The 26,787-nt window shown below is 57.9% G+C and carries 31 protein-coding genes; 10 read left to right on the top strand and 21 right to left on the bottom strand.

What is annotated here, in order from left to right; translation table 11 throughout:
- Nucleotides 1-496: 496 nt before the first annotated feature.
- From ABFD52_00630 to ABFD52_00660, 7 genes are all read right to left on the bottom strand, one after another.
- Nucleotides 497-1,102 (bottom strand): hypothetical protein, encoded by a 606-nt coding sequence (locus tag ABFD52_00630; GenBank protein ID MEN6559264.1) that lies wholly within the window; start codon nt 1,100-1,102, stop codon nt 497-499.
- On the bottom strand, nt 1,099-1,836 hold the full coding sequence (locus ABFD52_00635) for a hypothetical protein (protein MEN6559265.1): 738 nt from the start codon (nt 1,834-1,836) through the stop codon (nt 1,099-1,101). Before ABFD52_00635 ends, ABFD52_00630 begins: the two co-directional genes overlap by 4 nt.
- A 213-nt stretch (nt 1,837-2,049) precedes the next feature.
- A complete protein-coding gene (locus ABFD52_00640) occupies nt 2,050-2,220 on the bottom strand; it encodes a hypothetical protein (protein ID MEN6559266.1) in 171 nt (56 codons plus the stop codon).
- Nucleotides 2,221-2,232: 12 nt separating this feature from the next.
- Complete coding sequence (locus tag ABFD52_00645; protein MEN6559267.1) at nt 2,233-2,859, bottom strand: hypothetical protein; 627 nt, start codon at nt 2,857-2,859, stop codon at nt 2,233-2,235.
- Between the two features lie 38 nt (nt 2,860-2,897).
- The gene (locus ABFD52_00650) at nt 2,898-3,875 is read right to left on the bottom strand and encodes a hypothetical protein (GenBank protein ID MEN6559268.1); all 978 of its coding nucleotides are present in this window, start codon (nt 3,873-3,875) and stop codon (nt 2,898-2,900) included.
- 62 nt (nt 3,876-3,937) lie between these two features.
- The gene (locus ABFD52_00655; GenBank protein MEN6559269.1) at nt 3,938-4,081 is read right to left on the bottom strand and encodes a hypothetical protein; all 144 of its coding nucleotides are present in this window, start codon (nt 4,079-4,081) and stop codon (nt 3,938-3,940) included.
- 186 nt (nt 4,082-4,267) lie between these two features.
- The gene (locus tag ABFD52_00660) at nt 4,268-4,888 is read right to left on the bottom strand and encodes a site-specific integrase (GenBank protein ID MEN6559270.1); all 621 of its coding nucleotides are present in this window, start codon (nt 4,886-4,888) and stop codon (nt 4,268-4,270) included.
- A 270-nt stretch (nt 4,889-5,158) separates the two neighbouring features.
- Between ABFD52_00660 and ABFD52_00665 the strand changes: the two genes are divergently transcribed.
- Nucleotides 5,159-5,374, top strand: coding sequence for a hypothetical protein (locus ABFD52_00665; protein ID MEN6559271.1), 216 nt, complete (start codon nt 5,159-5,161; stop codon nt 5,372-5,374).
- A gap of 488 nt (nt 5,375-5,862) precedes the next feature.
- Here ABFD52_00665 and ABFD52_00670 read toward each other — a convergent pair whose 3' ends face one another.
- The 10 genes from ABFD52_00670 to ABFD52_00715 form a co-directional block, all read right to left on the bottom strand.
- Nucleotides 5,863-6,042 (bottom strand): hypothetical protein, encoded by a 180-nt coding sequence (locus ABFD52_00670; GenBank protein MEN6559272.1) that lies wholly within the window; start codon nt 6,040-6,042, stop codon nt 5,863-5,865.
- 48 nt (nt 6,043-6,090) lie between these two features.
- Nucleotides 6,091-6,480 carry a hypothetical protein gene (locus ABFD52_00675; protein MEN6559273.1) on the bottom strand — a complete coding sequence of 130 codons (390 nt, stop codon included), beginning with the start codon at nt 6,478-6,480 and terminating at the stop codon, nt 6,091-6,093.
- Nucleotides 6,467-6,757 (bottom strand): hypothetical protein, encoded by a 291-nt coding sequence (locus ABFD52_00680; protein MEN6559274.1) that lies wholly within the window; start codon nt 6,755-6,757, stop codon nt 6,467-6,469. The genes ABFD52_00675 and ABFD52_00680 overlap by 14 nt, the downstream gene beginning before the upstream one ends.
- Before the next feature lie 148 nt (nt 6,758-6,905).
- The gene (locus tag ABFD52_00685) at nt 6,906-7,709 is read right to left on the bottom strand and encodes a hypothetical protein (protein ID MEN6559275.1); all 804 of its coding nucleotides are present in this window, start codon (nt 7,707-7,709) and stop codon (nt 6,906-6,908) included.
- A 6-nt stretch (nt 7,710-7,715) separates the two neighbouring features.
- On the bottom strand, nt 7,716-8,951 hold the full coding sequence (locus ABFD52_00690) for a site-specific DNA-methyltransferase (GenBank protein MEN6559276.1): 1,236 nt from the start codon (nt 8,949-8,951) through the stop codon (nt 7,716-7,718).
- Nucleotides 8,952-9,075: 124 nt separating this feature from the next.
- Nucleotides 9,076-9,327, bottom strand: a complete 252-nt coding sequence (locus tag ABFD52_00695) for a hypothetical protein (GenBank protein ID MEN6559277.1) — start codon at nt 9,325-9,327, stop codon at nt 9,076-9,078.
- Between the two features lie 278 nt (nt 9,328-9,605).
- Nucleotides 9,606-10,646: a hypothetical protein gene (locus tag ABFD52_00700; GenBank protein ID MEN6559278.1), complete on the bottom strand. Its 1,041-nt coding sequence runs from the start codon at nt 10,644-10,646 to the stop codon at nt 9,606-9,608.
- Nucleotides 10,643-10,969, bottom strand: coding sequence for a hypothetical protein (locus tag ABFD52_00705; protein MEN6559279.1), 327 nt, complete (start codon nt 10,967-10,969; stop codon nt 10,643-10,645). Before ABFD52_00705 ends, ABFD52_00700 begins: the two co-directional genes overlap by 4 nt.
- Nucleotides 10,970-11,270: 301 nt before the next feature.
- Nucleotides 11,271-12,422, bottom strand: coding sequence for an aldo/keto reductase (locus tag ABFD52_00710; protein MEN6559280.1), 1,152 nt, complete (start codon nt 12,420-12,422; stop codon nt 11,271-11,273).
- An 83-nt stretch (nt 12,423-12,505) separates the two neighbouring features.
- On the bottom strand, nt 12,506-13,492 hold the full coding sequence (locus ABFD52_00715) for an AraC family transcriptional regulator (GenBank protein MEN6559281.1): 987 nt from the start codon (nt 13,490-13,492) through the stop codon (nt 12,506-12,508).
- 327 nt (nt 13,493-13,819) lie between these two features.
- Here ABFD52_00715 and ABFD52_00720 point away from each other — a divergent pair, with 327 nt between their 5' ends.
- From ABFD52_00720 to ABFD52_00745, 6 genes are all read left to right on the top strand, one after another.
- Nucleotides 13,820-14,215, top strand: a complete 396-nt coding sequence (locus ABFD52_00720; GenBank protein ID MEN6559282.1) for a cupin domain-containing protein — start codon at nt 13,820-13,822, stop codon at nt 14,213-14,215.
- A gap of 45 nt (nt 14,216-14,260) precedes the next feature.
- On the top strand, nt 14,261-15,241 hold the full coding sequence (locus ABFD52_00725) for a DUF362 domain-containing protein (protein ID MEN6559283.1): 981 nt from the start codon (nt 14,261-14,263) through the stop codon (nt 15,239-15,241).
- Nucleotides 15,242-15,255: 14 nt separating this feature from the next.
- On the top strand, nt 15,256-15,609 hold the full coding sequence (locus ABFD52_00730; GenBank protein ID MEN6559284.1) for a carboxymuconolactone decarboxylase family protein: 354 nt from the start codon (nt 15,256-15,258) through the stop codon (nt 15,607-15,609).
- Between the two features lie 50 nt (nt 15,610-15,659).
- A complete protein-coding gene (locus ABFD52_00735) occupies nt 15,660-16,487 on the top strand; it encodes an SDR family oxidoreductase (GenBank protein ID MEN6559285.1) in 828 nt (275 codons plus the stop codon).
- A 100-nt stretch (nt 16,488-16,587) separates the two neighbouring features.
- Nucleotides 16,588-17,112 (top strand): hypothetical protein, encoded by a 525-nt coding sequence (locus tag ABFD52_00740; protein MEN6559286.1) that lies wholly within the window; start codon nt 16,588-16,590, stop codon nt 17,110-17,112.
- A gap of 117 nt (nt 17,113-17,229) precedes the next feature.
- Nucleotides 17,230-17,763 (top strand): flavodoxin, encoded by a 534-nt coding sequence (locus ABFD52_00745; protein ID MEN6559287.1) that lies wholly within the window; start codon nt 17,230-17,232, stop codon nt 17,761-17,763.
- Between the two features lie 394 nt (nt 17,764-18,157).
- On the opposite strand, the gene ABFD52_00750 is transcribed toward ABFD52_00745, so the two are convergent.
- The 4 genes from ABFD52_00750 to ABFD52_00765 all read right to left on the bottom strand — a co-directional run bounded on the left by ABFD52_00750 (nt 18,158) and on the right by ABFD52_00765 (nt 22,190).
- Nucleotides 18,158-18,418 carry a hypothetical protein gene (locus ABFD52_00750; protein ID MEN6559288.1) on the bottom strand — a complete coding sequence of 87 codons (261 nt, stop codon included), beginning with the start codon at nt 18,416-18,418 and terminating at the stop codon, nt 18,158-18,160.
- A 101-nt stretch (nt 18,419-18,519) separates the two neighbouring features.
- On the bottom strand, nt 18,520-19,452 hold the full coding sequence (locus ABFD52_00755; protein ID MEN6559289.1) for a glycosidase: 933 nt from the start codon (nt 19,450-19,452) through the stop codon (nt 18,520-18,522).
- Nucleotides 19,449-21,737 carry a glycosyltransferase family 4 protein gene (locus ABFD52_00760; GenBank protein ID MEN6559290.1) on the bottom strand — a complete coding sequence of 763 codons (2,289 nt, stop codon included), beginning with the start codon at nt 21,735-21,737 and terminating at the stop codon, nt 19,449-19,451. Before ABFD52_00760 ends, ABFD52_00755 begins: the two co-directional genes overlap by 4 nt.
- Before the next feature lie 234 nt (nt 21,738-21,971).
- Nucleotides 21,972-22,190 (bottom strand): hypothetical protein, encoded by a 219-nt coding sequence (locus ABFD52_00765; protein MEN6559291.1) that lies wholly within the window; start codon nt 22,188-22,190, stop codon nt 21,972-21,974.
- A 474-nt stretch (nt 22,191-22,664) separates the two neighbouring features.
- Between ABFD52_00765 and pilB the strand changes: the two genes are divergently transcribed.
- Genes pilB through ABFD52_00780 form a run of 3 tightly spaced genes read left to right on the top strand, consistent with a single transcriptional unit; the run spans nt 22,665 to nt 26,770 of the window.
- Entirely contained in the window at nt 22,665-24,395 is a 1,731-nt protein-coding gene (pilB, locus tag ABFD52_00770) for a type IV-A pilus assembly ATPase PilB (GenBank protein ID MEN6559292.1), read from the top strand.
- Between the two features lie 28 nt (nt 24,396-24,423).
- Nucleotides 24,424-25,539 carry a type IV pilus twitching motility protein PilT gene (locus ABFD52_00775; GenBank protein MEN6559293.1) on the top strand — a complete coding sequence of 372 codons (1,116 nt, stop codon included), beginning with the start codon at nt 24,424-24,426 and terminating at the stop codon, nt 25,537-25,539.
- Between the two features lie 28 nt (nt 25,540-25,567).
- Nucleotides 25,568-26,770 (top strand): type II secretion system F family protein, encoded by a 1,203-nt coding sequence (locus tag ABFD52_00780; GenBank protein MEN6559294.1) that lies wholly within the window; start codon nt 25,568-25,570, stop codon nt 26,768-26,770.
- Nucleotides 26,771-26,787 lie beyond the last annotated feature (17 nt).

Consider the following 26,787-nt stretch of genomic DNA (forward strand, 5'->3'; position numbering starts at 1 on the left):
ATGTCGCAGGTTCCGCAGGCGTAGACGCGATTGCACCCCATCACCGCACCGCACTGGTTCGTGTTGCAGATCATGCACTGGTTGCAGGCCTCGCACGCCGGACATTGGCCAGTTATACAGCCCTGACAGGTGTTACATAGTTCGCAGACCGGGCAGAGATTCGGGCCGACTTCGATCTGACAATTAACGCAGATTTGACAATCGGCGCAGTTCAGCGCGTCGCAGTTCTGACAGGAATTGCAACTTTGACAGGTGCTACAAGAGGCCATGTTAGGCCTGTTTCACATTGCACTGTTCACAGCTCACACAGATTCTGCATTCATTCTGCTGAACCGACACGCACTGCTGGCAAACAAAGCAGGAGGAGCAACGCTCGCGCGTCTCATCGTTGGCCCATTCGGGTTTGATTTTCCCGCCGTTGGCACGGATATCGTCAGCGGTTATGCGCGGCGATATATCCGCTTGGCACGAGTAGCAGTTCTTGCAGTCGTCCATGTTACCACCTCACAGCCGGGTGACTATGTCGGCGCTCGACCTGCTCCTTGGCGCGCTTCTTCAACGCGGCCTCGACCTCCTGCATCTCACTCGCGGTGCGTTCAGTGCGGAGGAGCTTGACCTCGGTTTTGGTAACAAGGTAGTCGTGGTCCTCGGCGGGAGCCTGCTCAGTTACTTCTCGCCACTCGATCCTGCGAAGACGGATGTAGGGGGAATCGAGGAAGAGGGGCACAAGGCGCGGGACGCCTTTATAAACGGAGACCGCCTCGCCGTGTGGGCCGTGCGGGTAGAAGACTTGGATGGGCTCGGGCGAGTTGTTAGCGCACTCCAGCAGGAAGAGACCCCGCCAGTGGTCCGGTGCGCGCCAGGCTTTGTTCCACTCAACTTCTACCCGGTCCTTGGGGAGGAACGTGATTCTTGAAAACGGAGCATAATAGACGCTCCGGTCATACATTTCGACCAGGAATGTCTGGCCTGGAAGGACTTCAAGGAGGACCCTCCCGCCAAACTCCAGCACCTGGACCGGCTCGGCGCGCTTATTGACAAACTCGCAGGAGAGGTCCTCGGCGGGACTTACTTCGTTAGGGATTGCTAGTGTCTCGTTCACTTGGCGGCCTCCTTCTCCAGGAAGTCCAAGTACTCCTCAAAAGTCAGCTTGCACCCCGCCGCGAGTGCCTTGCCATACTCATCGCGGGCCTTCGTCAGCAGTTCCATGCTCTCATGGTCCTCGTTCATCTCTCGGATGTCTTCTCGGGAGAGTTTTGTGCCCGCGAAAAGCGCCTCCGCGTATTTTCGATCGAGTTCTTCTTCAGTAAGTTTCATCGCAGTTTCCTTTCTGTCTTCTATAGGGGCGGACTCGCAGACCATCTCCATTCCCGCATACATGCCCGACGCGGGGGACAGCACGAAGTCCAGGCCCTCCATCGAGTACCCCTGGTTGACAATCTCCTGGCCCTCGGCAACACGAACCTCGCCGCGGCCACGGGCCGATACCCCGATTCGACCGCCATTCTTGAGGATGACCTGGAGGTCATGGCCCTTCTCGGTCGGGAGGATTTTCAAGGTCGCTACGGCGGTCTTGCCCTTCATCTTCACATCCTCGATGATGTGGGAGACATCAGGCACCTCGAGCCGATCCTTGTGTGAGGTGGAACCGTAGCCGGTCGCTTTCGAGAGACGTTTCTTGAGACCTTCGACCGCCGCTGAGAGGACCGATAGCGGATAGAGCCGATGATTCGCGGTCTGCTTGTCTGCCTCTAAAAACGGGACCTCCATGCGGAGCGCACCGTCCGAGGACTCATTCAGTTGTGATTCGGTATCAAGAAATTCAGTGAGTTTCATGTTAGCCTCTCAATTCGCCGGAGCCCGGGGGGAGTCCGGGCGTCACTCCGCTCCCCCCAGGGCGGCAGGACGCGCCGCATGACAACGCGCCCTTTACCAGGAAGGGCAGGGGGCCCGGAGCAGGAAATGGCAAACCCGTTCCAGGCCCCCCGCGTGAAGGAAATGAAGGAAGGAGCGCCGGGAAGCCCAATACCCAACACCCCTTCATATTCGTTACTCTTCGGTGGTCTCGGTGACGTCGGTGACGCGCAGGTCCGCGCCGCCCTCGATCGCGTTGAACTGGCCCACGACCTTCTCGAACAGGGCCTTGAGATTCGCCTTCTCCTGGCTCGTGGGGAGGTTGCCGCCTTCGACGAGCGTGATTTCATAGGTTAAAGTAGCCATATCGTTACTCCGTTACTTCCTTACGCCGAGGCCGAGGTCTCTGACCAGGCTCGGGTCAACAGGCTGGGCCGGACCGATTGCGCCGATCCGCTCAGGCTCCTTCTCGTCCTTCTTAGGCTCTACGGCGGGCTGTGCCTCCGCCCTCTCTTTTTGTATTCGCTCCAGGTCCTCGGTGGGCCGAGGGGTTTTGGAAATCCCAGGACGGGAAACTCTGGCGTAATAACCGGGAATCCTATCAGGCTTGACTCTCTCACTCTCCAGCTTGATCTCGATGCGAGAGAACTCGGCCAACGGGTCCTGACTCGAGAGAAACCTGATGACGGAGATGTTTCTCGGCAAGCAGATCACCTGACCAGCAACGGGGATGAACTCCTTCTCGCGGCCGTCGAGATTGATAAGCTCAACCCGCCAAGGCTCCTTCGAATACGCCTCCACCCACCCTGGGCGTTGAGAGAGGTGCACTGAGCCGTCCCGGTTGAAAATCACCTCGGCGTATGGGGCGTAGAGGTTCTTGTCGGACCGCGCAACGAGGGAGATGATATCGCCCGGTGCGACCACCGCGACGAGCTTTCCCGTATCATCAAACACTGATTGTTTCACAGGTGTCTTGTTCCAGAATTTAGTCTCGAATCCTTCCATCTATTTTCTCCTTATGACCCGATATAGTCTCGGACCACCTAAAAGATGTCCTTGTTTTCAGGATCGGCTTTTTTCTCGGCCTCGAGGTCCATCACGTCAGTCCGGCGACGGTCGACCTCTTCTGGAGTGAGTTGGGGTTCCCCAGCACGTTTCCTGAGAAGATTCTCGAATCGTTTCTCAAGCGCCTCTCTCTGGGTGTCGGGATCGACCTGTTCGATCAGACGTCGAATCTCCAGCTCACCCTCGGCGGTCTCTTTCATCCCCGGCCAGGCCTTTTCGAGCTTCGAATGGTAATCTGTCTGACCCTCAACCCCGACGAGCGCCGCAAGCTCCGCATGACTGAACTCATCGTTCAGCGCCAGGAACGCACGGAAATGCGCCAGTGCAAGATCTCGCTCCGTGGGGGCCTTGGGCGGCTGGACGATCGTGAGCACACGGAGCAAGGCCTCAAACACGGCCTCCGGGCTGTAGTTCCCTCTGACCATTGCCTCGATTGTTCGCCAGATCTTCCACCAACGTCCCGTGTCCTCACGTTTGGCCCACTCCACGGCGGCGGACTCGTGGTCGTGGAGGAACTTCTCGAATCTCTCCCGCGCCGTGTGGAGACCCGATTGTTTCTCCAGGCAAATCCCTATCTCCAACTTGATGACCTTCGTTCGTGAGACCTTCTCCTCGCCCTCTTCATCCACCCTCGCGCGTTCCTCTTTGAACTCGTTCATCCAGGGCTCGGCACGGAGTGTCTCGATCCGGCCGTTGAGCCAGAGGTGAAACACAGCAACGACTCTTCCCGCAAGCTCCTCGTCCGTCGCGGCATCGATGTAGGCCTGGTGACGCGGGCTCCAGGTCTTCTGCAGATAAAACAGGAACCCTTGGACTGCGTCCTCGGCTTCGGTCATCAGGTCCACGGCAAGTTCTGCCCCCGCGAATCTCTCCTTGGCGATGGTGAAGAGGTAGCGCCAGGTGCGGTCACTCGTGGGTCTGCCCCTTAACAAGTCCTTCACTTCCTTCGAAAACATTTCCTTCTCCCTCTCTCAAACATGGAGGTAGGCCCAGGCATTCCCTAGGCCTCCTCGAAACGTCACTCGGTCTTGCTCAAGGCCTTCTGAAGCTCGAGCTTCTTCTGCTCGATCTGCTCGTCCAGCTTCTTGGCCTGGGCCTTGAGGGCCTCGTACCGCTTGAGCAGGGCCGTGAGTTCAGCGAGCACCTTCTGAAGCTTGTCCATTTGGGTCTCCTTTCACCGGCGCTGGGGCCGGGGAATCCTTTTCGTAGAAACTGCACTTTTCGAGGCCCATGATCCGACTGTGCGGGCACCCGGCTGGGTATCGTTCGCAAACGGGTAGTCCCAGTCGAGACGAAAGGCCCATGTAGTGCCGACACGCGCGTGACGCGCATTTGTTGATCATTTTCGTTACCCTTTCTTGAACCTCTCCAACGCGCGCTCCGCCTGCCGTTGGTCCAGCTCGAGGTCCACAGCGTGGTCCACGTACCGTTTGCTGGAGTCGATCTCTCGGTGCCGGAGCCATGACGCCACCTGGGCCAACCCTTCCTTGTTCCGCACGAGTTCCTGCGCCGTCGTGTGGCGGAGATCGTGGACGCTATGACCTTTCAGCCCGGCCTTCTTGGCGATCGCGTAGAATGCGAACTGAATACCCTCGGGGATCATGTGGCCTGTTTCGTGGAAGTCTCGATGCGGGAAGAGATAGGGGTTCTTGTCCGCGCCTTGTAGTTTCTTCCTATCGGCAAGCCAGTGTTTCAGCATCTTCTGGTACGGCTCTGGGAATGGGTAGGGCCGCTTAAGACCGTTCTTGAGGCCTTGGATGGTCACGAAGTTAGGGGGATCGGAGAACGCATCGAGACGGAGCGCGGCACACTCGGCCACCCTCAGGGCCAGATAGCTGATCAGGTTGAACATCAACGCGTACTTCCGGCTCTCCGCTTCTGCGGTCTTGAGGAACTTGGCCAGCTCGTCCTGGGTGAGATACCGGGTAGGGGGAAGGGGAGTTGCTCGCCAATCGCCGGACTTGGGCATCCCGTTTCTCCTTAGCAATCCCGACCTAAGTGTTGTATTATCAGCACCTTGGCACTATGTAATATAAAAGGGAAAACATAATCTGTCAACCCCTGGTGGTGGTTCAAACATACTGGAATCAGTATGTTACGGCTTTCGTCTTAGCCAGTTACACGATTTTAAAATAACTCAAAATAATTTCTTGGAGAGGTCGAAAAAGCCGGGATTCTACATAATCGCGCCTTGACTCTCGGTTCCCGCTGGACCTATTATCGGCGGGAGAGGTGACGGATGTTAGCTACGCCCGAGCAGGCACAATGGTTCGTGGAACTGGATACCTTGCTCAAAGAGATCGCTGGACTGGAGATCACCAAGAACTTGCTCAAGCATGGGGGAGGCATCTTGATCCACCAGCGGGGTGGTGGGGTGGTCGTTCACTACGACGGCGGCCTCTTCGAGATGTGTCAGCGACGGATCGAGAAGGACAAAAAGACCAGCGGGAAGTGAGCGCGCGCGTCGAGGCGTCCGGGTCTCCCAGCGTCCTCACGACACACACCAAACCTCCCCAACCCGCTCCAACTTCTTTCGTCTCCCATGTCTCCCGCCGCCAACTACCCCTACTTTCTCGGCCCCGTGCGGGAACTCCCCCTGTTACCCCCGTCCAAATCCCCACGGACCTGATTCTTGTGAACTGGTTCCCGAGAACTTCTCGCCGCCCACGCGAACTCTGATCCCATAGGTCATACGGGTACTCGATGGGATATGGGATCACCCTCAACCTCTACGGCCTTTTCCCCTTCGGGGAAAAAGGCCGGAGGTGAGGGCGAGAGAACTACCTATAGGTTAACAGGATGACTCGGACTTCGAAGACTCGTCCTTCGTCCACCCCTTCGGGGGTGTTTGGGTTTATACACTTACGGACACAACGATCGTTCTTTTCTCTTTTCATTTCGACCTCTCTCACTCACCTTGTTGAGAGCAGTCGCGGGCGAGTGCTACTTCTTGTTCTGTGGATTAGTGTCGACGACCTGTTTCCACTTCTCGCCTTTTTGCGGCGTCGGAGGAGCAGGTTCGTTCCTGACCAGTGTGGATTTTTGTCCCGACTTCGTTCCCTTATAGATGCCAGAATCCGGGACCTTCTCTCCAGGCTTCACAGAAGGATGATGTTTTCCCATCGGCTTTCTCCTTTCACGCTTTCATTAGCATTATAACTCAAAGCAACCTTAGGGCACGATTTCCGATTGTTCTTTTATTCGGGTTACTGCCGAGCCGCGTTTCTTGAGAGTGTAGATCGCGATGCCTAGAAAGGCCAGACCAACAACACCCGTGAAGGGTGATACCGTAAACACTAATTCGCGGGTTGCAGGGTCCTGGGTTGTTCGTTTGAATAATTCGAGGAGCAAGCTGATGGAGAAGAACAAGGAACCGGAGGCGAGCGAAAAGAAGATCGTGGATAGGGTGTTGAGAAGACTCAGATGATCTAATTCTTCTTCGGTGACTCCGAAGCATTTCACAGTGCGCCTTGACTGCCCGACCTTGATAAGCGCCCCACCTTCCGACTCAAACTGGAGCCTAAAGGGAGTTGCTTCTGCGGTGCCCTTACTTCTTTCCATTGGCTTCTTCCTTTGGCTTCACAACGCCCATCATCACGGCGTTGAAGTAGAGCGTAAGGCCGCACTTCTTACATATCAGCATTACTTGCGGGTAGGTTATGCCCCCCACAAATGCAGTATTTTGCCCAGACCGAAGTGTCGTCACAACATGGTCAGCGATGATCCATGTGCCTTCTCTGCAAACAGGGCAGATGACAGGCTCCTTCCACTTGTCTTCGAACCACTTCTTTATCGTTCCTTTTTCCTCATCTGTGATCTTTCCTTCTACGTCTGGCATCACTACCTCCCTCGTGAGAATCTTTCGCGTCTCCCGGCGTCTCTCTCTATGAGGCGCGATCCTTCGCCCTAACCGGCGTCCCTTCGATCATCGGGGCCATGCCTTCTCGGGCCTCTGGCCCCCCGGCGCCTCAACTTCTTTCGCGGTCCTATCGGAATCTTTGGAGATATATTAGCCCGGCTTCTAGAATCTCAAAGCCGATTTCACCAAATTCTCCTACCTCAACTTCAGCTACTAGATTATTTGTTTTTAGGACATTGATGAGTACTTGAAAGTCAACCCGACTCCTTCTCGGAAACTGCCTCTGGTACTGGGGCTCGATGAATCTGAATGCCAACGACCTATTGGCTTCACTCGCAACCAGACTTAGAAAAAAAACGATTTCTTCGTGAGGCTCAAGACGAGACGTTGATGCTCTAGGTACGCTCTGTTGAGATAGCCCAATAAAAATGTCATTACCCTGCTTTTTCACGATAGCACCGAGTCTTTTGAATGCTTTGAGCCCCCTTTTTGTCAACTTGAACAATTCGTCCTGAACAGAGTTAGCTCCTCCTGTGAAGATAGAGATCCTTATCAGCTTTTTTCGTTCAAGGCCCCGAACTCCAGCGACACACTCTGAAATCGTTCTGGATTCGGAAGGGAACGCTTGCTTGTAAGCTCTGATCAGAAGTTTGAGACCTCTCTCCCCTTCATCAAGAAAGCTAATAATAAATTCTTCTTCTAAGGATAGCTTCCGACTAACTAGCCTAATCAGGAAGAATACAACTAGGCCAATTGCGATAATGATAACGATAGGAACTTTTAGAATCAACAGATTCCAAATGAATCTGAAAGTGGGAACTGCAAAACCGATTATATTTGTTAAAGCATCGAGAAGGATAAAGAGAGAAGAGAGGATAACTAGAATAGTCTCAGTCCTCTTGATTAGTTTCCACGCATTCTCAGATAGCATCAGTTTTCACACTTTGAAGTTCCCGTGGAGAAGGTCGTCCACCTCAACCAGCTTCACCTCAAGACCCTCGTGCTTAGCTCGGGCCGCTTCCTCGCACGCGCCCTTCCCGAAACTGAACGCTACGATGTACCCTTTCGCGTACTTGGCCCGCTTCAATGCGGTCTCGAAGTTGTCCACCACGTTCCGGCCGATATGCTCCGACTGCTTCACTTGGATACCAGCGGGGTCGGTGAAGATCGTTTTGTCGTAGTACCCATCGAGGCCAAAGTCCGATGTAAGCTTCTTGCTCTGCTTGGCCTTCATCTCGTTGATCACCCAGTTCTGGAATTCGAAGGGTTCAAGCGCACGTAAAGCGGAGAGCGTGGTCGGCATTCCTACTACCTCGAATTCTCTGTCCTTCTTGGCACCGGAGAATTTCACCAACCGGTTCTCAATTAGCTTGGTCGCCGTGGGGGAGATGTCGATCCCCACCCACCGACGCCCCAGACGCTGGGCCACGGCCACTGTGGTTCCGCATCCGCAGAACGGGTCGAGCACAATGTCGCCCTTGTTGGAAGACGCTTTAATAATCTTCTCCAGAAGGGTCTCGGGTTTCTGGGTGGGGTATCCAAGCCGCTCGTTCGCCGAGGGGGCGATCGGTTGAATCTGCCACCAATCGTCCGGCTGTTTTCCCAGCGGATTCAGCTTCTGGAGTCCAAAGTCCCCCGATTTTCTCACGTTGCCGATGTAGTGCTTGAATCGCTCCTTCGTGGCTTCGGCGTACTCCTCCCTGACATCATCAAGATTGAAAATATAATCCTCCGTCTTCGAGTAACGATAGATCGTATCGTGTCGCTTGCCGAAATCCTTCTTCGGGTAACCGGCCCCCCTGTAACACCAGACTATCTCGTTCCTGAAGTTATGGTACCCGAAAACTTCGTCGAGCATCACTTTCAAGTAATGACCCGCGTGCCAGTCGCAGTGAAGGTAGAACGTACCGGTGTCCTTCAGAACATCGAGCATCTTGACAACTCGTTCCTTCATCCAGTCAACATAGACGATGATCCCCCCGGACCATCGATCCTTGAAGCTGCGGACCTCCGCTTCGTCACCCCAAACAACCTCGTAATGTCGATTGCTGAAGAACGGCGGATCGAGGTAGATCAGATCGGCCTTGATCCCCTTCTTCACAAGATCGTCCAGCGCAGAGAGGTTGTCCGCGCAGATGAGAAGGTTCTTATCAAGACCATTCGGCTGGGTCATGGGGGCCTCCCCGTCGCTATTTACAAGGATTCTACGCCCGACGGGCCCGGATTGACAATAGGGAGGAATCTTGGCCGGGAATCGGCTTCTCTTGCGTTCTGCGGCGTTTTCTTGAAGGGGTCCCTTACTTGGCCTTCTTCTTTCTACGACCGACTCTCACGCTGTAGGGACCTAATTCGGGCCAGACGACCGGCTGTTCGGTCATCGGGATATCCTTCCAGTGAGGTTCGCCGTGAACGGCGTACTTCTGTTTGAAATCGCTATGGAGACGCTCGACGGCATCAAGCAAGACCGGGTCGTCCAGGGTCTTGATCCGGTCGTGGATCGCTTGAAGCCGGTCAAGGTTGGCGGTGGAGAAGAACGTTTTCAGGGCCATGGGGCCAGCATAGGGCCGCATGGCCGGGGTTGTCAACGCTGGACGTTCTCCGGGCGGCAGGACCGAGAGAGTGCTGGTCCGTATCCGTCAGTCCAGGTGATATGATCCTGAAAGAAGGCCGAGTCTTCGAGGCCTTAGGCCCGAAGGGCCTTTCGACGCTAACCCCCGCTCGTTCACTTTTTCTTCACTCTTAAGATCAAGATTGTGACGGGGAGAAATCCATATGGATTTCGGTTACTCGCCATACTGTTTCCGATTACCTTCCATATGGATTTCGGTTACTCCGGCTTGGGGAGCCGGTTGAAGTCGGTCTTGGTGAGCTTGTAGACCTCACCTTGGAGCCGTTGCCATGATCCGATCCAGCCGGACTTCTTCAGTCCATCGAGCAGACCCTCGACCCTTTCGACCTGCCGAGCATGGTTGTCCGCGTCCCATCGCTCCCAACCAACGATCTTGACAATCTGGTTGAAGGTCAAGATGGCCGGAATGTCCTCCCGCCAGGAGATCGAAAGGAACAGAGTCTGCTCCGGGCCATTGAGGCCCATGAACCCCCGCCAGTTATTGATGAGGGTGAACCTATGGGTGACGATGTTTTGATAAAAGGCCAGACCAGGCATGGAGTTGAAGTATATCCGGTACTTCCTGACCATCCGCCCTTTCCACCGGCCCTTCTCTCGTATCCGCATACCCTCGACTTGAGCCCAGGCAATCGCGCCGATGCACTGCGAGTAGGATACGCGCTCCTTGTCCTCCCCGACCTTGACCACTTCGAATTTCTTCGGCGTCTTGATAACCAGCTTGGCCAGGTTCGTCACGACGGACTCGATGTCGTCGGACGTAAGGTCGGGCTTGTTGAGAATCTTCCTGAATTCGATGTCGTCGAATTCGATGGAGGGCAGGACGTAGTCCTTGCCGGGTTGGAAAAGCATCGGGAAGCGCTTCAGGTCGGACTCGGCCATCTGCACCTCTTCAGGCTTCTCGAAGACCGGCAGACCATCGTTGACAATCTTCTTCGCGGCGACGAGCAGAATCCACCACACCCGGTGGTCGAACTTCCCGCTGACGACCTCGGCCCCACCTTGGCCGACCTGCCAGAGAAGTTCCTGGGTGGATCGCTCGGCGGCGTAAGACCCTTTATCGAGGGCATACTTGAGCTTCTCCTCTTTGGTCGGCTTCGGTCGGCCCTTGGGCTTGGGGGGCCTGGACGTGCTGACCTTTTGACCGCCGAGGGAGGCCGCGAGCTTGCGCTTGTATTCGTCAATATCGGGCCATCTCGGCATCGACGCCGCCGAATGTACTAACCCGGCCTTGTTTTTCATTCTGAGGGGTACCCTTCGTCCAAATTCTGTGAATCCGGCGCGGTTTCGGCGGCATCCTCAAGCTGATTGACCATCTTGTCCGGCCCGAAGCGCTCGCCGTCCGCGAAATTCCGCTTGTCGAGCAGTTCCTGCTCCTTGACCTGCCGGGGCGTACACCCGAAGCGATACGGCCAGAGAGGGCAGTCCAGCGCCGAGCAGTACTTGGCCTCCACGACGCTCCCCGTGGTGCAGTCGAGGCAGTTCTTCCGGATCGACCTCAGGACCTCGGCCTTGGAGTCCTCGCGGGCCATCTTTGATTCATTGGAAAAGTTGACTTCGACCATGTGCGTCTCCTATGCGGGTACAGAGGCCTCCCTTGAGAGGTCCCTGATGATTGACGCCGCCCGCCGGACGTTCCGGATCGCCTCGGCGTCAGCTAGGAAGAAAGGTTCTAGGAACTCCGGGCCGGGCGCGCTCTCTGTTTCCTCGAGAAAAATTCCCCCTCGGCACGCTGGTGTACAGGGAGGTTCGCGATTTGGCATAGGAGGTAGGCCATCGTAAACTCTCTTCGACTGCGACTAATCGACTCCGAAGTCCCCAAGCCGTGAGTTCTTTCATCGGGAATACTTTCCATTTTTGGTGCGCCTACTTCATTGCATCGCTCATTTCAAGCAAAGCGGCAGTGGAACGATCGCCGTACACTCGCAATTTGGAAAAACCATCCTTAAGGTGTCGCCTGTCTTCTGAGGATAGATAAACGGCTGTTGCACTAAGATTTTCTTTCAAATGCGATACATTCGTCGTACCTGGTATTGGAACAATAAAAGGTTTCTGAGCAAGCAGCCACGCCAACGCAACTTGTCCGGGGGTGGCTCCATTCTTTTTCGCTACCTCGGTTAGCAAATCCACAATAGGGCGATTCGCCAAGATCGCTTCAGGTGTGAAGCGCGGGAACATCAGACGAAGATCTCCTTCTTGAAATCTTGTCTTCGCGTCGATCTTCCCCGTAAGATAGCCCATTCCCAACGGACTCCACGGTACAAATCCGATGCCCAGTTCCTCACATGCCGGCAGCACCATTGGTTCAGAGTCTCTCGTCCAAAAGGAATATTCATTCTGCACTGCAGTGACAGGCTGAACAGCATGCGCGCGGCGAAGGGTTTTAGGGCCTGCCTCTGAAAGGCCGAAGTGTTTAACCTTCCCTTGCAGGATGAGGTCCTTGACTGCACCTGCGACATCTTCTATGGACACACTGCGGTCTATGCGGTGTTGATAGAGCAAATCGATAGCATCAGTTTTCAGTCGTCGTAACGATGCTTCCACAACCCTCTTGATATGTTCGGGCCGGCTGTTGAGACCACTGACTTGTCTTGTGTCAGGATTGATGTTGAAGCCGAACTTTGTAGCAATCACCACCTTGTCACGAAACGGGGCTACGGCTTCGCCAACATATTCTTCGTCTTTGAACGGTCCATAAACCTCTGCGGTGTCAAAGAACGTAACGCCTTGTTCGTAGGCAGAACGTATGAGTAAAACTCCGGTCTTCTTATCCACACCAGGACCATACGCCCATGTCAGGTTCATACAGCCCAGTCCGAGCGCAGAGACTTCGAGCGACCCAAGTTTGCGTTTATCGCTTGCCGGATTGAGTTGATTCATGGTGTTTCCTTTCAATTCAGAGGCTGGATTGGCAAATACGCATTTTCCTAAGGCCAAACTTGCGCCTGCAAGAGCCGACTTTGCGATGAAGTCACGGCGATGAATACCTTCACTTCTCGTTTTTGTTTCCTTCTTCATTTTTAACCCCCCTATTCTTTGATTGTTAGAAAATTGATTTCTACTTCAACGAGGCCATGTCTATAACGAAGCGAAAATGTGCGTCACCTCGTTGCAGAGTCCCTCCAGGCGCGCTTCCGTGTTCTTGGCCGGCTCTTTTTCGGCGGCTTGTCGCTCCCTGACGGCGTCGATCGGCGCAAGCTGGTGATGTCGCGCAGGGGCGGCGCGCCAAACAGGCGAGCATACTCGCGGCTGAACTGGGAAGGGCTCTCATAGCCGACCTGGAACGCCGCAGTTGCCGCATCCCGATCCTCGGAGAGCATTAACCGCCGGGCTTCGTTCAAGCGCAACCATTTTTGGTATTGCAGGGGGCTCATGGCAGTCACGGCCCGGAAATGATGGTGAAAAGTCGACGCGCTCATGTGGACCCGTCGCGCGAGAGCGTCGATGTGTAACGGCTGCGAGAAGTTGTCCTTCAGCCAATTGATGACCCGCGCGATCTGATGGCTTTGACTTCCCGCAGAAGCCATCCGGCGCAGCCGGACCCCCTGATCGCCGACGAGCAGACGATAGAAGATCTCCCGTTGGATGATCGGCGCAAGGACGGGAATATCCTCAGGCTCGGCAAGCAAGTCGACCAGGCGCTGAAAGGCGGCGAGCAGGGAAAGTGTGACCTGGCCGGTCGCCATGGCCCGGCTCGAATGCTGGGGCCTCGGGGCGGGCAAATGGCTATCCACCATCAGTTGTGAGAGCTCGCGCGGGTCGAGCTTCAAGACGAGCCCCAGGTAGGGCTTCTCCCGGCTCGCCATGATGATCCGTACGACTGTGGGCAGGTCCACGGACGCGATCAGATAGTGCCTGGCGTCATACACATAGGTGTCATCCCCGAGCCACACGCGTTTGGCCCCTTGCGCGATCAAACAGATGCGAGGTTCGTACAGGACCGTGGTCGGGGGGCTCGGTTCATCACGCCGATGAAGAGACAATCCCGGGATTCCCGCTTCGTGGTAGTCGCCTTTCTCGGTCCATCGGGCAATGCTCTTTCCCAGCGCCTCGAGCGCAATGTCGATGGCGCCCCCATTCTCGATCATCTGCTTAGAGGGCTGTTTATCCACTGATATCTCCTGATCGACATTATCAGATCCTATTGCGGAGCACAACTCAATTATCCATATGCGCGGAGAAATAGGCAAGAATAAAGCAGAATTGGACTAGCCAGTGATCCTCTTCAAGGCTATAATCCTTTTGTCAACAAGATCTGGGAGAACAGTTTCGGGGAACGTCGTGATGATCCTTGCGGGTTTTCGAGGCGCTCGGACCACGTATCGAACGATGCGCCGCCGATGCCAGGACATCCCTGGAGGATAGGGCATGTCATAGACGGTATCCGGCAGCCTGACAGCGAAGGGGACGAAACGGTGGAGATCAAGAAATGCGGCTCACAACCATCCGGCCGGGGACCGGCGGAATGTTTCTCGGGGACTGTTCGGGTCGATCCGTTGTTCAACGCGCCCGATCCCGCGCGCGTTCTTGGCGCCGCCGTCACATTTGAGCCTGGCGCCCGCACGGCATGGCACACCCACCCTTTGGGGCAGACCCTGATCGTGACGGCAGGCTGCGGCCTGGTCCAGCGCTGGGGCGGCCCCCCAGAGGAGATTCGGCCTGGCGATATCGTCTGGATCCCGCCTGGCGAAAAGCATTGGCATGGGGCCACGGCGACCACGGCCATGACCCACATCGCGATTGTGGAGCGGATTGATGGCAAGACCGCAGACTGGATGGAACAGGTCAGCGACGGGCAATACCTTCGGTGACCCGGTGGCTTTGAAAAAAGGGATCTTGGATCAAGGAGAGAGAACATGAAACAGCAGATCACGCGACGGGAATTCGTTAAGCGCGGCGCTATCACGCTGGGCGCGGTCGCCGCATCCGGCTCCGGAGGCCTAGTCAACGTCCTTGGCACATCGCGGCGCAAAGCCCGAGTCTTCTTCATGCAGGATATCAGCGCCGACGGATTGCTGAAGGTCTATTCGAAAATCAATAAAAGCGTCACAGGCAAGGTCGCCATCAAGCTGCACACCGGCGAGCCGCATGGCCCCAATATCCTGCCGAGGGAAATCGTGAAAGCATTGCAGCAGCATATTCCCCACAGCAACCTGGTTGAAACCAATACCCTTTATAAGGGCAAGAGATACACGACGGAGGATCATCGGGCAACCATTAAGATCAACGGCTGGGATTTCTGTCCGGTGGACATCATGGACGAGGACGGGGCGGTGATGATCCCCATCAGGGGAGGAAAGCATTTCAAGGAGATGTCCGTCGGCAAGCACATGTTGAGCTACGACTCGATGATCGTGCTGACCCATTTCAAAGGGCACGCCATGGGCGGCTACGGCGGTTCGCTGAAGAATATCGCCATCGGCTGTGCGGACGGGGCTATAGGCAAGAAGATGGTCCATGCCGCTCCTGATAACGAAAATTATGAGAGCTGGCTGAAAGGCGAGCCGTTCATGGAAAACATGGTGGAGTCGGCCAAAGCCACCATCGATCATTTCGGCAAGAGGATCGTCTACATCAACGTACTGCGCAACATGTCCGTGGACTGCGACTGCGCCGGCGTCGACGCCGCGCCGGTCAAGGCGCGCAACTTGGGCATCCTGGCATCCACCGATATCCTGGCCGTCGAACAAGCTTCCATCGACATGGTGTACAAGCTGCCCGAAGCGGAGCTTCACGATCTCAAGGAACGCATTGAATCCCGCAAGGCCCTGCGGCAGCTGTCGTACATGAAAGAATTGAAAATGGGCAACGATCAGTACACGTTGATCGCCCTCTGAAGGAGGGAGCCCTCATGAAGCAAGAGCGTTCAACAGCCGAGACGATGATCGGAGACTTTGCTCCCAAGCTGGTCGAGCTCACCGACCGCGTGCTCTTTGGCGACGTCTGGGAACGCGCGGATTTGTCCAAGCGCGATCGAAGTTTGATCACTGTAGCGGCGCTCGTCAGTTTGAACCGGTCTGACCAGTTGCGGTTTCACCTGGATAAGGCGCTCGACAACGGGCTCGAGATGACGGAGCTAATCGAGGTCATCACCCATTTGGCGTTTTATGCCGGATGGCCCAATGCGATGACGGCTATTATGGTGGCCAAAGAGCAGTTTTCCAAAAGGGATTCTTCACGTACCCAATCCCAAAAGACGCCGTGAAACGGCGCTCCTGGAGCGCAGGCAATACTCGGGCCTCTAGGGGAATAAGCATGAGAAACGTGATTGTCGTCGTCGGATCAGGTCAGATTGGCCAAGCAATCGCCCGGCGGGTCGGTGTAGGCAAGCACGTCCTTCTGGCCGATATGCGCCCGGACAACGCCAATGCGGCAGCAGAGGTCCTGGAGAACGCCGGATACGAGGTGAGCGTCGCGACCGTCGACGCGTCCTCGCGCGAGGCCGTACACGCGCTCGTCGAGACGGCTACAGGTCTCGGTGACATCATCGGACTTATCCATGCTGCCGGTGTCTCCCCGACGCAGGCCTCGCCGGCGACGATCCTCAAAATCGATCTATATGGCACGGCACTCGTCCTGGAGGAGTTCGGCAACGTCGTCGCCCGTGGTGGCGCTGGGGTCGTCATCGCGTCGCAGTCCGGGCATCGCCTCCCCCCACTCACCGTCGAACAGAATAAAGCGTTGGCCACAACGCCCGTGGAAGAGTTGCTCGCACTTCCCTTCCTTCAACCCGACCAAGTGACGGATTCTCTTCATGCATATCAGATCGCGAAGCGCGGGAACTCGCTGCGCGTCATGGCCGAGGCGATACGCTGGGGCAAGCGTGGTGCCCGGATCAACACGATCAGCCCGGGCATCATTATCACACCGCTCGCCAAGGACGAATTGGCCGGGCCACGAGGTGAAGGATACCGACGTATGATCGAGGTGTCCGCGGCTGGACGTGCTGGTACTCCAGACGAGGTGGGCACTGTCGGCGCGCTGCTCATGGGCCCGGACGGTGGGTTCATCACCGGCAGCGACATCCTTATGGATGGTGGAGTGACTGCCGCCTATTGGTACGGCGAGCTTGCTCCTCGATGAGCGTCCAGCGGGTACTTGAGTGTACCCTGACGACGCGGTGTGAACCGATCGCCGGCTTTGAAGCGCGACGGATGAGACGTGCGGGGGAGGTTGCTCGAACATGACGGTGATTAAGGGATGGGCAGATTTCTACGTCATCGTCGGCTCGTCAGCCGGGGCCCTGATCGGGTTGCAGTTCGTCGTCATTATGCTCATTGCGGCGGGACCGATCGTAAGAGGTGAAGCGCAGGCCGGCCGGGCCTTTGCGACGCCGAGCGTCGTTCATTTCGGAGTCGTGCTATTGCTGTCAGCGATTGCCTCTGCGCCCTGGAACGGGATGGCAGCGATCTCGGCACTCTGGGGATTGCTGGGCGTCTTTGGGATCGTGTACATCCTCGTGGTGGCCCGGCGCATGCGTCGGCAGACTTTCTACCAGCCCGTGTTCGAGGACTGGTTATTCCATGTCCTGCTGCCGGTTATGGCTTACACGGTCCTCGCCATATCGGCTTGTGTGGCCTTTTCGCGCGCTCGTATAGCCCTGTTCCTGGTCGGCGGGACCGCCGTGATGCTGCTCTTTGTCGGCATTCACAATGCTTGGGACGCCGTTATGTATTATGTCTTTTGCGGATCGGGGTCGAAGGAATAATACCGGCCCGAAGCGGCGTGGCAAGGGCCGGGTTTCCCTCAGTCTCTCGCCGTGGGAATGCCGGCTAAAGCGCGAACAATGCCATTATGGAAATAATGATCGGAGGAGGATCTCGTTATGAACGCGACTATAAAAAAGTGCTTGATCGCCTTTTATTCCCGGAAGGGACAGAACATCGTCGGCGGCAGGATCGCTGACTTAAAGGTCGGAAATACGGAAGTCGTCGCAAACATGATTCAGACGAAGGCGGGAGGCGACACGTTCCATATCGAATCCGTGACAGGCTATCCCGAAGATTACATGGAGACGACCGAAGTCGCCAGGAAGGAGCTGCATTCCAAAGCCAGGCCGAAGCTGACGGGACGAATCGAACATATGGAGTCCTACGACGTAATCTTCTTGGGCTTTCCGATTTGGTGGGGAACGATGCCCATGCCGGTTTACACTTTCCTCGAAAGTTATGATTTTTCCGGAAAGACAATCGTCCCATTTTGTACCCATGAGGGTAGCGGAATGGGCCATAGCGAACGGGACATCATCAAAGCATGTCCCAAGGCGACCGTACTGGAGGGGATCGCTATCTACGGAGCCAGCGCAAGCTCCGCGGGCTCAAGGGTGTCGAGTTGGATCCATGAATTGGGAATATCATGATTCGGATGGACCGTGCTCTCCCGTTTATGGAGGAAATCCTTGTCGGTCATGGCTCTCGGCGCTTCCGTAAAGGAGGGCTGCATGCGACGGTCGTTCCGCCGCCGGCGGCTCGCCGGGAGCCTCGTCTTCCTGGCCGCACAGTTTCGAGCATAGGCGACCGCAGTCCTTGTCTCGTCCCGGGGAGGATATGAGCCGGCTGGGAGAACGTTCCTCGTGGTTATGCGGGCGAGGAGCAGCCAACCTGTCCGCCAAGAATCCTCGAGCACTTTGCTGGATCAGCTTTCGGGATCCCTGTCATGCGTTTGGCGTGGTTCCCGATCAGTCACAGGGTTCATCCCGGTTTCTTGGGATCAGGAACACAACAAGGGCCCATGAAACACATGGGGCCGATCCATTACTTCATGGATTCTTCCTGCACCAATTCGGCGATAAGAGTCTGAGCTTTGGCGATGATACCCACCTTCTGTGACATAACTCGGTATTTCCTTCCCACCCACCATACGGTCTCCCCCTTGAGCGCTTCCGCGGCTCCAGGCTCTGCCCTTAGTATTGCCCCGTTCCCGAATTTCAGTATCCACCCAGGCTTGGCTCCAGGCTCTGCCGCATGGCAATCGGCATCGGTCAGGATAGATTCAAAGAGAACCGTGTCTGCCATTTATCACGCCCTCCCTGCCCCTTATGTATTCCTGCCGGGGCTCTGCGTCAAGGATTTTCGCTCGGGCGCAGCTCGGAGATCATTTCGGAAGAACGGACTGGTCATCCCAGCCACTCCAGGAGGGCGTGAATACTGCCGGAAGCGAGGGCGATGCTCGAATCCGCCGCTCCATAGTACAGGTTGATCATGTCGTTATCGGGCGCAATGGTGAAGCCTCCGGGGAACACGACGCTGCCAACGTCCCCGTGCTGCTCGTAGGGCGCCTCCGGGCCAAAGAACCACTCATCGCTGCGCTTGAGGCAACGCTCCGGTGCGTTCAGATCAAAGAGGGCGAGCCCCAGCCGGTACAGCGAACCAGCCGCAGTCTGCCGCACTCCGTGGTAGATCATCAGCCAACCTTCTGGGGTTTCGATGAGCGGAGGGGAGAGTCCGATCTTGTTGGCGTCCCACCACCCGCCGCGCCGGCATTCCAACATCAGCTTGTGGTTGCCCCAATAGCGCAGATCGGGCGAATAGGACATCCAAATATTGGCCCTGGGAGAGCTGACCGGGCGATGAATCAAGGCCCAATTCCCGCCAATACGATGAGGCAGCAAAGCCGCGTCCTTGTCTTCCGGGGGCATGATCACGCCGTAGCGCTCGAAACGGCGGAAATCTTCCGTGGTCGCCAGGGCCACGCCAGGCCCCTCGCGTGAGTAGGCGGTATATACGACGGCGTATTTGTCCAATTCGGGAAGATAGGTGATGCGCGGATCTTCGATTCCCCACATTTCTTCTGGAAAGTGCTTGGGATCAGCCGACAGGGTGGGCTGAGGATCGATCCGCCAATCATCCACGCCATTTATGGACCGGGCCGCGCAAAGATGGGACTGCCCGCGGCGATCCTCGACTCGACATAAAAGCAGGGTCGTGCCATCAGGCAGCAATGCGGCGCCGGGATTAAATACGCTATGGACCGGATAGGTCCAATTGGCGGCGGTCAAGATGGGGTTGTTCTTGTAACGGCGCAAGAGCTCGGGGCGGTGATTGTTCATTGAGATCGTGACTCCAAAGATAGCAGCGTATTTTCAGCCAAGCGCAATTCCAACAGAGCCTGGAGAAAGGCGAGCGTCGATTCCGCGCCCTGATTCTCGTTGGGCCGGTCGGGATGCAGGCCGTCCCGGCAACCTCCGGTCGTCGGGTCGTAGACGGGGAGGCTGAGGTCGTTGCGGCCTATGAACCAATCGAAGGCCCGGCGCGCTTCCTTGTTCCAGCGCTTGTCTCCCGTGACCCGGTAGGCTTCAAGGCAGGCGGATACCATCGCTTGGGCTTCGACCGGCTGTTGATCGAACCGGGCGCGCTCACCGCCCCGCTGATAGAAGCCGCGGGACCCGATGGGGACAAAATGCCCCCCGCCCGGGTCCGAGCACTGGAGGTTGGTCAACCAGCGGAGCGACTCCAGTCCGGCCTCGGCCATGGCCGCGTTCGCCATCGATCGGCCGCAGGTCAGCAACGCGTGCGGCAGCGCGGCGTTGCAATAACTCAGCCCATCCTCAAACCAGAGCCATTCGTCCGAACGATGGCCTTGATAGAGGGTCATGAGCCGCCCGGCCAAGTCCTCCCGGACCTGGCCTGCCCTCCGATCACCGGCAAACCGCCGCAGGTACTCATGGATCCCGATGAGCGCGAATGCCCAGGCCCGCGGACTGGTCGTATCACGAATGGCAGGCAAGGCCTGCTCGAACAGCCAGCCCGCCATATTTTGGACGGCAGGGGTGTTCGCGTTGCCCAACACCATGCCCAGCGCCCATAACGCGCGGCCGTGGCTGTCATCTGAACCGCTATCCTCCTGCCACTGGCGCTGGTAATCCATGAAGTTGCGAAAACGCCGGGTCTTCGTATTGAAGGCATACCAAAGGAAGGCGAGATAGCGCGACGCCAGCTCGAAGGGCTCTTTGATGCCCAGCGCCTCGATCAGCGCGCTCACCATCAGCGCTCGAGCATTGTCGTCGGTGCAGTAGCCCTCCCCGTAGTTGGGCACGGTGAAAATGGCATGCTGCAACATGCCCGTCTCGTCGGTCATGTGGCGCAAGTGGTCCAGCTTGAGAGGGGGCAGGTCCCCAGCGTGTCTATCCAGGGCTTTGGCCGCGAAGCCTGCGGGCGCGAAATGCCGGCGTTCGGTGCGGGCGCGTTCAAAACTCTCCATGTAGCGGCGCGCCACCTCCGGCCAGATCATCGCCCGTCCAAACAGGTAAGCCCGCTTGCGCATGGCGTGGCGCTCGGCCTCGTTTTCCAGCAAGTAGATGACCTGTTCGGCCAAGGCTGCCGGGTCACGGAACGGGACCAGGGAGCCTCGTCCTGCGGATAGCAGCTCTTCCGCATACCAGTACGGCGTCGAAATCACGGCTTTGCCCGCTCCCACGGTGTAGGCCAGCGTGCCGGAAGTGATCTGCTGCGCGTTCAGATAGGGAGTGATGTAGATGTCCGCGACGCTGATGAACTCAACGAGCTCCTCCAGGCTGACGAAACGATTGTAGAAGATCACGTGACCTTCCACGCCCCTCTCCTGAGCCAGCCATTGCAGCGACAGCCGGTAAGTTTCCCCTTCGTGCTTGATCACGTGGGGATGTGTAGCGCCGACAACGATATACACGACATCGGGATAGCGGGCCACAATGGCCGGCAAGGCCGAGATGACGGTTTCGATCCCTTTGTTCGCCGACAGCAGGCCAAAGCTGAGCAAAACGGTTTTGCCCTCGACGCCGAAGAGGTCCTTGTTGAAGCTGGGGTCGACGAAGGGCACGTCGGGGATGCCGTGAGGGATCAGATCGATCTTCTCCGGCGGGACATGATAGACCGTCCGCAGGAATTCAGAGCCGCGTTCGCTCATGACGACCAGCCGATCTGACAGGGCCGCGACGCCTTCCAACACCCGGCGCTGGTCAGGGTCGGGTTCGTTAAGGATGGTATGCAGGGTCGTGACGACGGGCATGCGCAATTCGCGCAAAAGGGTCAGAATGTGGCTGCCCGCTTTTCCGCCGAAAATCCCGTATTCGAATTGAAGGCACACGAGATCGACGTTATTGATATTCAGAAAATCGGCGGCGCGCCGGTAAGACTCGATGTCCTTCTCCGTCAGCTCAAACCGGACGCGAGACGGGTAGTCATAGCCAGCCTCGGTATCGTTGACGGGCAGGGCGATACAGGTCGCGCCAGGATATTCCGAGGCGACGGCCTCACATAGATCGGTGGTGAACGTGGCGATGCCGCACTGCCGCGGCAGGTAGTTGCCGATGAAAGAGATGCGCTTGATGGGCGAATTGGCTAAGCCGCCTTCCATGACCGGTATCTCCTTCCTGCCCCCGTTCCGATCCCGCGGTTAATGAACGCAAAGAGACGGCCACTCGATCGTTATCGCCTTGTCGTGGCCAGAATAGACCGGGACCGAGTGCTTCTCGTTTGAAGGTCGAGCCATTCGGGATTATGCCGAGGATCAAGTATACCACAATCCGACGGTCAGCATGAAAGGGCCCGCCCGCGCCCCGCCTGGGGAGCTCCCGTGGATCCTTTTCGTTCACCCGCCCTGCTGGGCTTTCCGGATGATCGCGATCGCCGCGGGTGAGTCCGTGGCGAACGGCGAGCCGGCCACGGTTGACAATGCCCCCGTGGCGGCATTGATGGCAAAGGCGGAAACATGGTCGGAAGCATAATTCGCCGCGTAGGCATAATACTTGTAGACCGTGCTCGGAGGATTGTGGTCGCCGGCCCGCTCTCTGCCCCCATTGCCGATCATGCGCCAGTCGATGACATATAGCCGGCCACAACTCCGCCGCAAATCATCAAGCGCCTTATCCGGAGGGGATTCTCCTTGGGACTCGAAGGGCCGCGACTCCCTGCATCTTGCCCCCCAGGCTAATCATCGGCGGCAGAACAGTCGATGTCAAGGATTATGGGCTTCATCCCTGAAAGCAGGTCCTTCCTTTAGCGTCGCCCCTCTCCAGAGTGGAGGTGCCACCTCCGGTCCCGCTTCTCACCCCGCGAGATGAGACAATTTTTGGTAATTTCACCCAGGCAATGCTCATCCCGGGTGATTGACGTAATTTGTCGCTGAGAGAGAATAGGCGCCGTGGGAGCAATGCCTTGAAATTCCTGAATCTCTCTCGCATTGGAAAATTTAGCGGGGCCCGATCGTCCTTGATTAATAAGGAGGCCGGAAACGGCGAGATTGACAGGAATTGTCTAAAAACATAAGATGACGGAATAAAAAATGGCATCCAACCTGGGCGAGCTGTTGCTGCGGGAGAAGATCCTCTCGGTTGACCAGCTGAAAACCGCCCTGGAATTCCAGAAAAAGAACAGTCTCCCGGTCGGGACTTCGCTCGTTCAGCTCGGCTACCTGACCGAGGAGGACATCGCCCAGGCCCTCAGCCGCCAGCTCGGCTATCCCTACATCGACCTCGACCAGTTCGACGTCTACTCCGAGGTCATCAGCCTCATTCCCGTGGACGTGGCCAAGAAGTACCTGGTCATGCCCATCCACCGCATCCGGAACTTCCTGACCCTGGCCATGGTCGACCCGACCGACCTCGAGATAATCGAGGACATCCGCTTCCGGACCGGCCTGTCGATCCAGCCGGTCATCGCCTCCGAGACGGGGGTCGTCAACGCCATCAACAAGTACTACGGCACGGCCGACGCCATCCGGGTCAAGAAGATCATCGAGGACATCGCCCTGGCCGACGACGGCCGGGTCAACATCATCGACGAAGACAAGGAAACGGACGTCCTGACCGAGGGCGACGAGACCGAGGCCGAAGAAGCCCCGATCATCAAGCTGGTCAACCAGACCTTCGTCGACGCCATCAAGCGGGGCGCCAGCGACGTCCACTTCGAGCCCTACGAAACGAGCTTCCGCGTCCGCTACCGCATGGACGGCGACCTCTACGAGATCGTCAACCTGCCCCTGAAGTACCGCAGCCCGGTCCTGTCCCGCGTCAAGATCCTGGCGAACATGGACATCGCCGAGAAGCGCCTGCCGCAGGACGGCCGGATCAAGATGCGCCTGCGCCTCGACAACGGCAAGAAGAAAGAGGTCGACATGCGCGTCTCCTCCCTGCCGACCCTGTGGGGGGAGAAGATCGTCGCCCGTATCCTCGACAAGGAGATGCTCAAGCTCGACCTGACCCAGCTCGGCTTCGAAGAAGAGTCGCTGACCGTCTTCCAGGAAGCCATCGGCCGGCCCTGGGGCATCGTCCTCGTCACCGGGCCGACCGGCAGCGGCAAGACGAACACGCTCTACTCGGCCATCTCGACCATCAATTCGCCGGACATGAACATCATGACCGCCGAGGACCCGGTCGAGTTCAACGTCCCGAACATCAACCAGGTCCAGATCAAGGACGAGATCGGGCTGACCTTCGCCGCCTGCCTGCGCAGCTTCCTGCGGCAGGATCCTGACGTCATGCTGGTCGGCGAGATGCGCGACCAGGAGACCGTCGATATCGCCATCAAGGCCGCCCTGACAGGCCACCTGGTCTTCTCCACCATCCACACCAACGACGCCGCGAGCTCGATCACCCGCATGGAGAACATGAACATCGAGCCCTTCCTGATCGCCGACTCGCTCATCCTGGTCGCCGCCCAGCGGCTGGTCCGCAAGCTCTGCAAGAAGTGCGCCCAGCCGCACCCGCTGCCCGAGTCGGCCCTGCTCGAGATGGGCTATCACAAGAACGAGGTCAAGGGGCTCCAGGTCATGAAGCCCGGCGGCTGCGACGCCTGCAACAAGACCGGGTACAAGGGCCGGACCGCCCTGTTCGAGGTCATGAAGGTGGACGATGACATCCGCACCATGATCCTGACCCGGGCCCAGTCCCGGGAGATCAAGAGGAAGGCCATCGAGAAGGGCATGCTGACCCTGCGGCGGAGCGGCCTGGTCAAGATCAAGAACGGCATCACCTCGGTCGAGGAAGTCCTGCGCGAGACCGTCCGGGACGAGTGACGGGGCGCGGAAAGAGAGGAAGAATCCCATGGCCAAGCCGATCTTCGAGCTTCTGAAAGCCTGCGTCGAGGCCGACGCCAGCGACCTCCACATCACGACCTACATCCCGCCGCGCATCCGCGTCCACGGCGTCCTCCGGGACCTCGACCACCCGGCCCTGACCCCGGCCGAGACCAAGGAGATCATCTACAGCATCATGACCGACAAGCAGAAGCGGCTGTTCGAGGAGAAGCTCGAGCTCGACTTCTCCTTCGGCGTCAAGGAGCTGGGCCGGTTCCGGGCCAACGTCTTCATGCAGAAGGGCGCCGTGGCCGGGGCCTTCCGCCGCTTCCTGCCCTCGATGTGGAGCTTCGCCCAGCTGGGCATCCCCCAGCGGGTCCAGCAGCTCTGCTACCTGCCGCGGGGCCTGATCATCGTCACCGGGCCGACCGGCTGCGGCAAGTCGACGACCCTGGCCTGCATGATCGAGCACATCAACGCCGAGCGGCCGGTCCACATCGTCACCATCGAGGACCCCATCGAGTACTACCTGACGCCGCGCAAGGCGATCATCAACCAGCGCGAGCTCTACGCCGACACCCAGTCCTACGGCAACGCCCTGCGCTCGGTCCTGCGCGAGGACCCCGACGTCGTCCTGGTCGGCGAGATGCGCGACTTCGAGACCGTCGAGGCCTGTATGCGCGTCGCCGAGACGGGCCACCTGACCTTCTCGACGCTGCACACGAACTCGGCCGTCGAGTCGATCAGCCGCATCATCGACATCTTCCCCAGCCAGTACCAGGCCCAGGTCCGGATCACGCTGTCGATGTCGCTCGAGGCGGTCATGACCCAGGCCCTCCTGCCGCGCATCGACGGCAAGGGCCGGGTCCTGGCCATGGAGATCCTCATCCCCAACCCGGCCATCCGCAACCTCATCCGGGAGAACAAGATCCACCAGATCTACTCGGCCATGCAGATGGGCCAGGAAAAGTTCGGCATGCAGACCTTCAACCAGTCGCTGGCCAACCTGTACTTCCGCAGGCTGGTCAGCCTGGAAACCGTCATGTCCATGACCTCCTTCCCCGAGGAGCTGACCGACATCATCCAGCGCCGCGAGGGGATCAAGATCGGATCCGGCGGCGCGGCGGGGCCGGCCCGGCGCTAGGGGCGGCCCGCGAAAGGCGAGGTGCACTATGGCGACCTACGTTTGGAAAGGCAAGAACCGCTACGGCGACGCCGTCGGCGGCGAGCGCGTCGCGGCGACCAAGGAAGAGCTGGTCCGGATGCTGCAGAAGGACCAGATCCAGGTCTTCAGCATCGCTCCGGCCAAGACGGGGTTCAAGATCCCCTTCCTCAAGCGGGAAAAGGTCAAGCTCAAGGACCTGTCGGTCTACAGCCGACAGCTCTCGGTCCTCATCGACGCCGAGCTGCCCCTGATCCAGAGCCTGGGCATCCTCGAGGACCAGCAGAAGAACGTTTATTTCAAGAACGTCATCAAGACCGTCAAGGAGGACGTCGAGGCCGGCTCGACCCTCAACCAGGCCAAGCGGAAGCATCCCAAGGTCTTCGACGACCTCTATTGCAACCTCATCGCCTCGGGCGAGCAGTCGGGCTCCCTGGACATCATGCTCCGCCGCCTGTCGGAGTTCATCGAGAAGAACGTCCGCCTGCGGGCCAAGGTCAAGCAGGCCATGATCTACCCGGTGGCCATCGTCATCTTCGCCATCACCGTGGCCATCTTCCTCTTGTGGAAGGTCATCCCCATCTTCGCCAACATCTTCAATGACCTCGGGGCCGAGCTGCCGGGCCTGACGGCCTTCGTCGTGGCCCTGAGCAACTTCGTCCAGAAGTACATCGTCTTCGTCATCATCGGCATCGTCGCCCTGATCTTCCTCTTCCGCTATTACCGCAGCACGACCCCCGGCCGCTGGTCGACCGACCGCCTGGCCCTGAAGCTGCCGCTCTTCGGCAAGCTCCTTTACAAGGTGGCCATGACCCGGGTGACCCGGACCCTGTCGACCCTGATCTCCGGCGGCGTCCCCATGCTCGAAGCCCTCAAGATCACCTCGACCACGGCCGGCAACGTCGTCATCGAGAAGGAGATCATCGAGACCCGCAAGCTCGTCTCCGAGGGCAAAACCCTGAGCGAGTCGTTCAAGCAATCCGGCCAATTCCCGCTGATGATGCTCCAGATGATAAACGTCGGCGAGGCCACCGGCACGCTCGACGAGATGCTGAACAAGCTGTCCTCCTTCTACGACGAGGAGGTCGACAACTCGGTGGCGGCCCTCCTTTCGGTCCTTGAGCCCATCCTGCTCATCTTCGTCGGCGGCATGGTCGGCGGGCTGGTCATTTCCATGTACCTGCCCATCTTCGGCCTGATGAAGGCGTTCTAGGGGACGGGCGGGGCGGG

It is taken from the genome of Acidobacteriota bacterium, from assembly GCA_039683095.1.
Classification (GTDB): Bacteria; Acidobacteriota; Aminicenantia; order Aminicenantales; family Saccharicenantaceae; genus RBG-16-66-30.

What these genes read in the sequence shown, in the direction of transcription:
- ABFD52_00635 (MEN6559265.1), bottom strand. Translation starts at nt 1,836, where the DNA reads ATGAAACTCACTGAATTTCTTGATACCGAATCACAACTGAATGAGTCC.
- ABFD52_00640 (MEN6559266.1), bottom strand. Translation starts at nt 2,220, where the DNA reads ATGGCTACTTTAACCTATGAAATCACGCTCGTCGAAGGCGGCAACCTC.
- ABFD52_00645 (MEN6559267.1), bottom strand. Translation starts at nt 2,859, where the DNA reads ATGGAAGGATTCGAGACTAAATTCTGGAACAAGACACCTGTGAAACAA.
- ABFD52_00650 (MEN6559268.1), bottom strand. Translation starts at nt 3,875, where the DNA reads ATGTTTTCGAAGGAAGTGAAGGACTTGTTAAGGGGCAGACCCACGAGT.
- ABFD52_00655 (MEN6559269.1), bottom strand. Translation starts at nt 4,081, where the DNA reads ATGGACAAGCTTCAGAAGGTGCTCGCTGAACTCACGGCCCTGCTCAAG.
- ABFD52_00660 (MEN6559270.1), bottom strand. Translation starts at nt 4,888, where the DNA reads ATGCCCAAGTCCGGCGATTGGCGAGCAACTCCCCTTCCCCCTACCCGG.
- ABFD52_00665 (MEN6559271.1), top strand. Translation starts at nt 5,159, where the DNA reads ATGTTAGCTACGCCCGAGCAGGCACAATGGTTCGTGGAACTGGATACC.
- ABFD52_00670 (MEN6559272.1), bottom strand. Translation starts at nt 6,042, where the DNA reads ATGGGAAAACATCATCCTTCTGTGAAGCCTGGAGAGAAGGTCCCGGAT.
- ABFD52_00675 (MEN6559273.1), bottom strand. Translation starts at nt 6,480, where the DNA reads ATGGAAAGAAGTAAGGGCACCGCAGAAGCAACTCCCTTTAGGCTCCAG.
- ABFD52_00680 (MEN6559274.1), bottom strand. Translation starts at nt 6,757, where the DNA reads ATGCCAGACGTAGAAGGAAAGATCACAGATGAGGAAAAAGGAACGATA.
- ABFD52_00685 (MEN6559275.1), bottom strand. Translation starts at nt 7,709, where the DNA reads ATGCTATCTGAGAATGCGTGGAAACTAATCAAGAGGACTGAGACTATT.
- ABFD52_00690 (MEN6559276.1), bottom strand. Translation starts at nt 8,951, where the DNA reads ATGACCCAGCCGAATGGTCTTGATAAGAACCTTCTCATCTGCGCGGAC.
- ABFD52_00695 (MEN6559277.1), bottom strand. Translation starts at nt 9,327, where the DNA reads ATGGCCCTGAAAACGTTCTTCTCCACCGCCAACCTTGACCGGCTTCAA.
- ABFD52_00700 (MEN6559278.1), bottom strand. Translation starts at nt 10,646, where the DNA reads ATGAAAAACAAGGCCGGGTTAGTACATTCGGCGGCGTCGATGCCGAGA.
- ABFD52_00705 (MEN6559279.1), bottom strand. Translation starts at nt 10,969, where the DNA reads ATGGTCGAAGTCAACTTTTCCAATGAATCAAAGATGGCCCGCGAGGAC.
- ABFD52_00710 (MEN6559280.1), bottom strand. Translation starts at nt 12,422, where the DNA reads ATGAAGAAGGAAACAAAAACGAGAAGTGAAGGTATTCATCGCCGTGAC.
- ABFD52_00715 (MEN6559281.1), bottom strand. Translation starts at nt 13,492, where the DNA reads ATGATCGAGAATGGGGGCGCCATCGACATTGCGCTCGAGGCGCTGGGA.
- ABFD52_00725 (MEN6559283.1), top strand. Translation starts at nt 14,261, where the DNA reads ATGAAACAGCAGATCACGCGACGGGAATTCGTTAAGCGCGGCGCTATC.
- ABFD52_00730 (MEN6559284.1), top strand. Translation starts at nt 15,256, where the DNA reads ATGAAGCAAGAGCGTTCAACAGCCGAGACGATGATCGGAGACTTTGCT.
- ABFD52_00735 (MEN6559285.1), top strand. Translation starts at nt 15,660, where the DNA reads ATGAGAAACGTGATTGTCGTCGTCGGATCAGGTCAGATTGGCCAAGCA.
- ABFD52_00740 (MEN6559286.1), top strand. Translation starts at nt 16,588, where the DNA reads ATGACGGTGATTAAGGGATGGGCAGATTTCTACGTCATCGTCGGCTCG.
- ABFD52_00745 (MEN6559287.1), top strand. Translation starts at nt 17,230, where the DNA reads ATGAACGCGACTATAAAAAAGTGCTTGATCGCCTTTTATTCCCGGAAG.
- ABFD52_00750 (MEN6559288.1), bottom strand. Translation starts at nt 18,418, where the DNA reads ATGGCAGACACGGTTCTCTTTGAATCTATCCTGACCGATGCCGATTGC.
- ABFD52_00755 (MEN6559289.1), bottom strand. Translation starts at nt 19,452, where the DNA reads ATGAACAATCACCGCCCCGAGCTCTTGCGCCGTTACAAGAACAACCCC.
- ABFD52_00760 (MEN6559290.1), bottom strand. Translation starts at nt 21,737, where the DNA reads ATGGAAGGCGGCTTAGCCAATTCGCCCATCAAGCGCATCTCTTTCATC.
- ABFD52_00765 (MEN6559291.1), bottom strand. Translation starts at nt 22,190, where the DNA reads ATGATCGGCAATGGGGGCAGAGAGCGGGCCGGCGACCACAATCCTCCG.
- pilB (MEN6559292.1), top strand. Translation starts at nt 22,665, where the DNA reads ATGGCATCCAACCTGGGCGAGCTGTTGCTGCGGGAGAAGATCCTCTCG.
- ABFD52_00775 (MEN6559293.1), top strand. Translation starts at nt 24,424, where the DNA reads ATGGCCAAGCCGATCTTCGAGCTTCTGAAAGCCTGCGTCGAGGCCGAC.
- ABFD52_00780 (MEN6559294.1), top strand. Translation starts at nt 25,568, where the DNA reads ATGGCGACCTACGTTTGGAAAGGCAAGAACCGCTACGGCGACGCCGTC.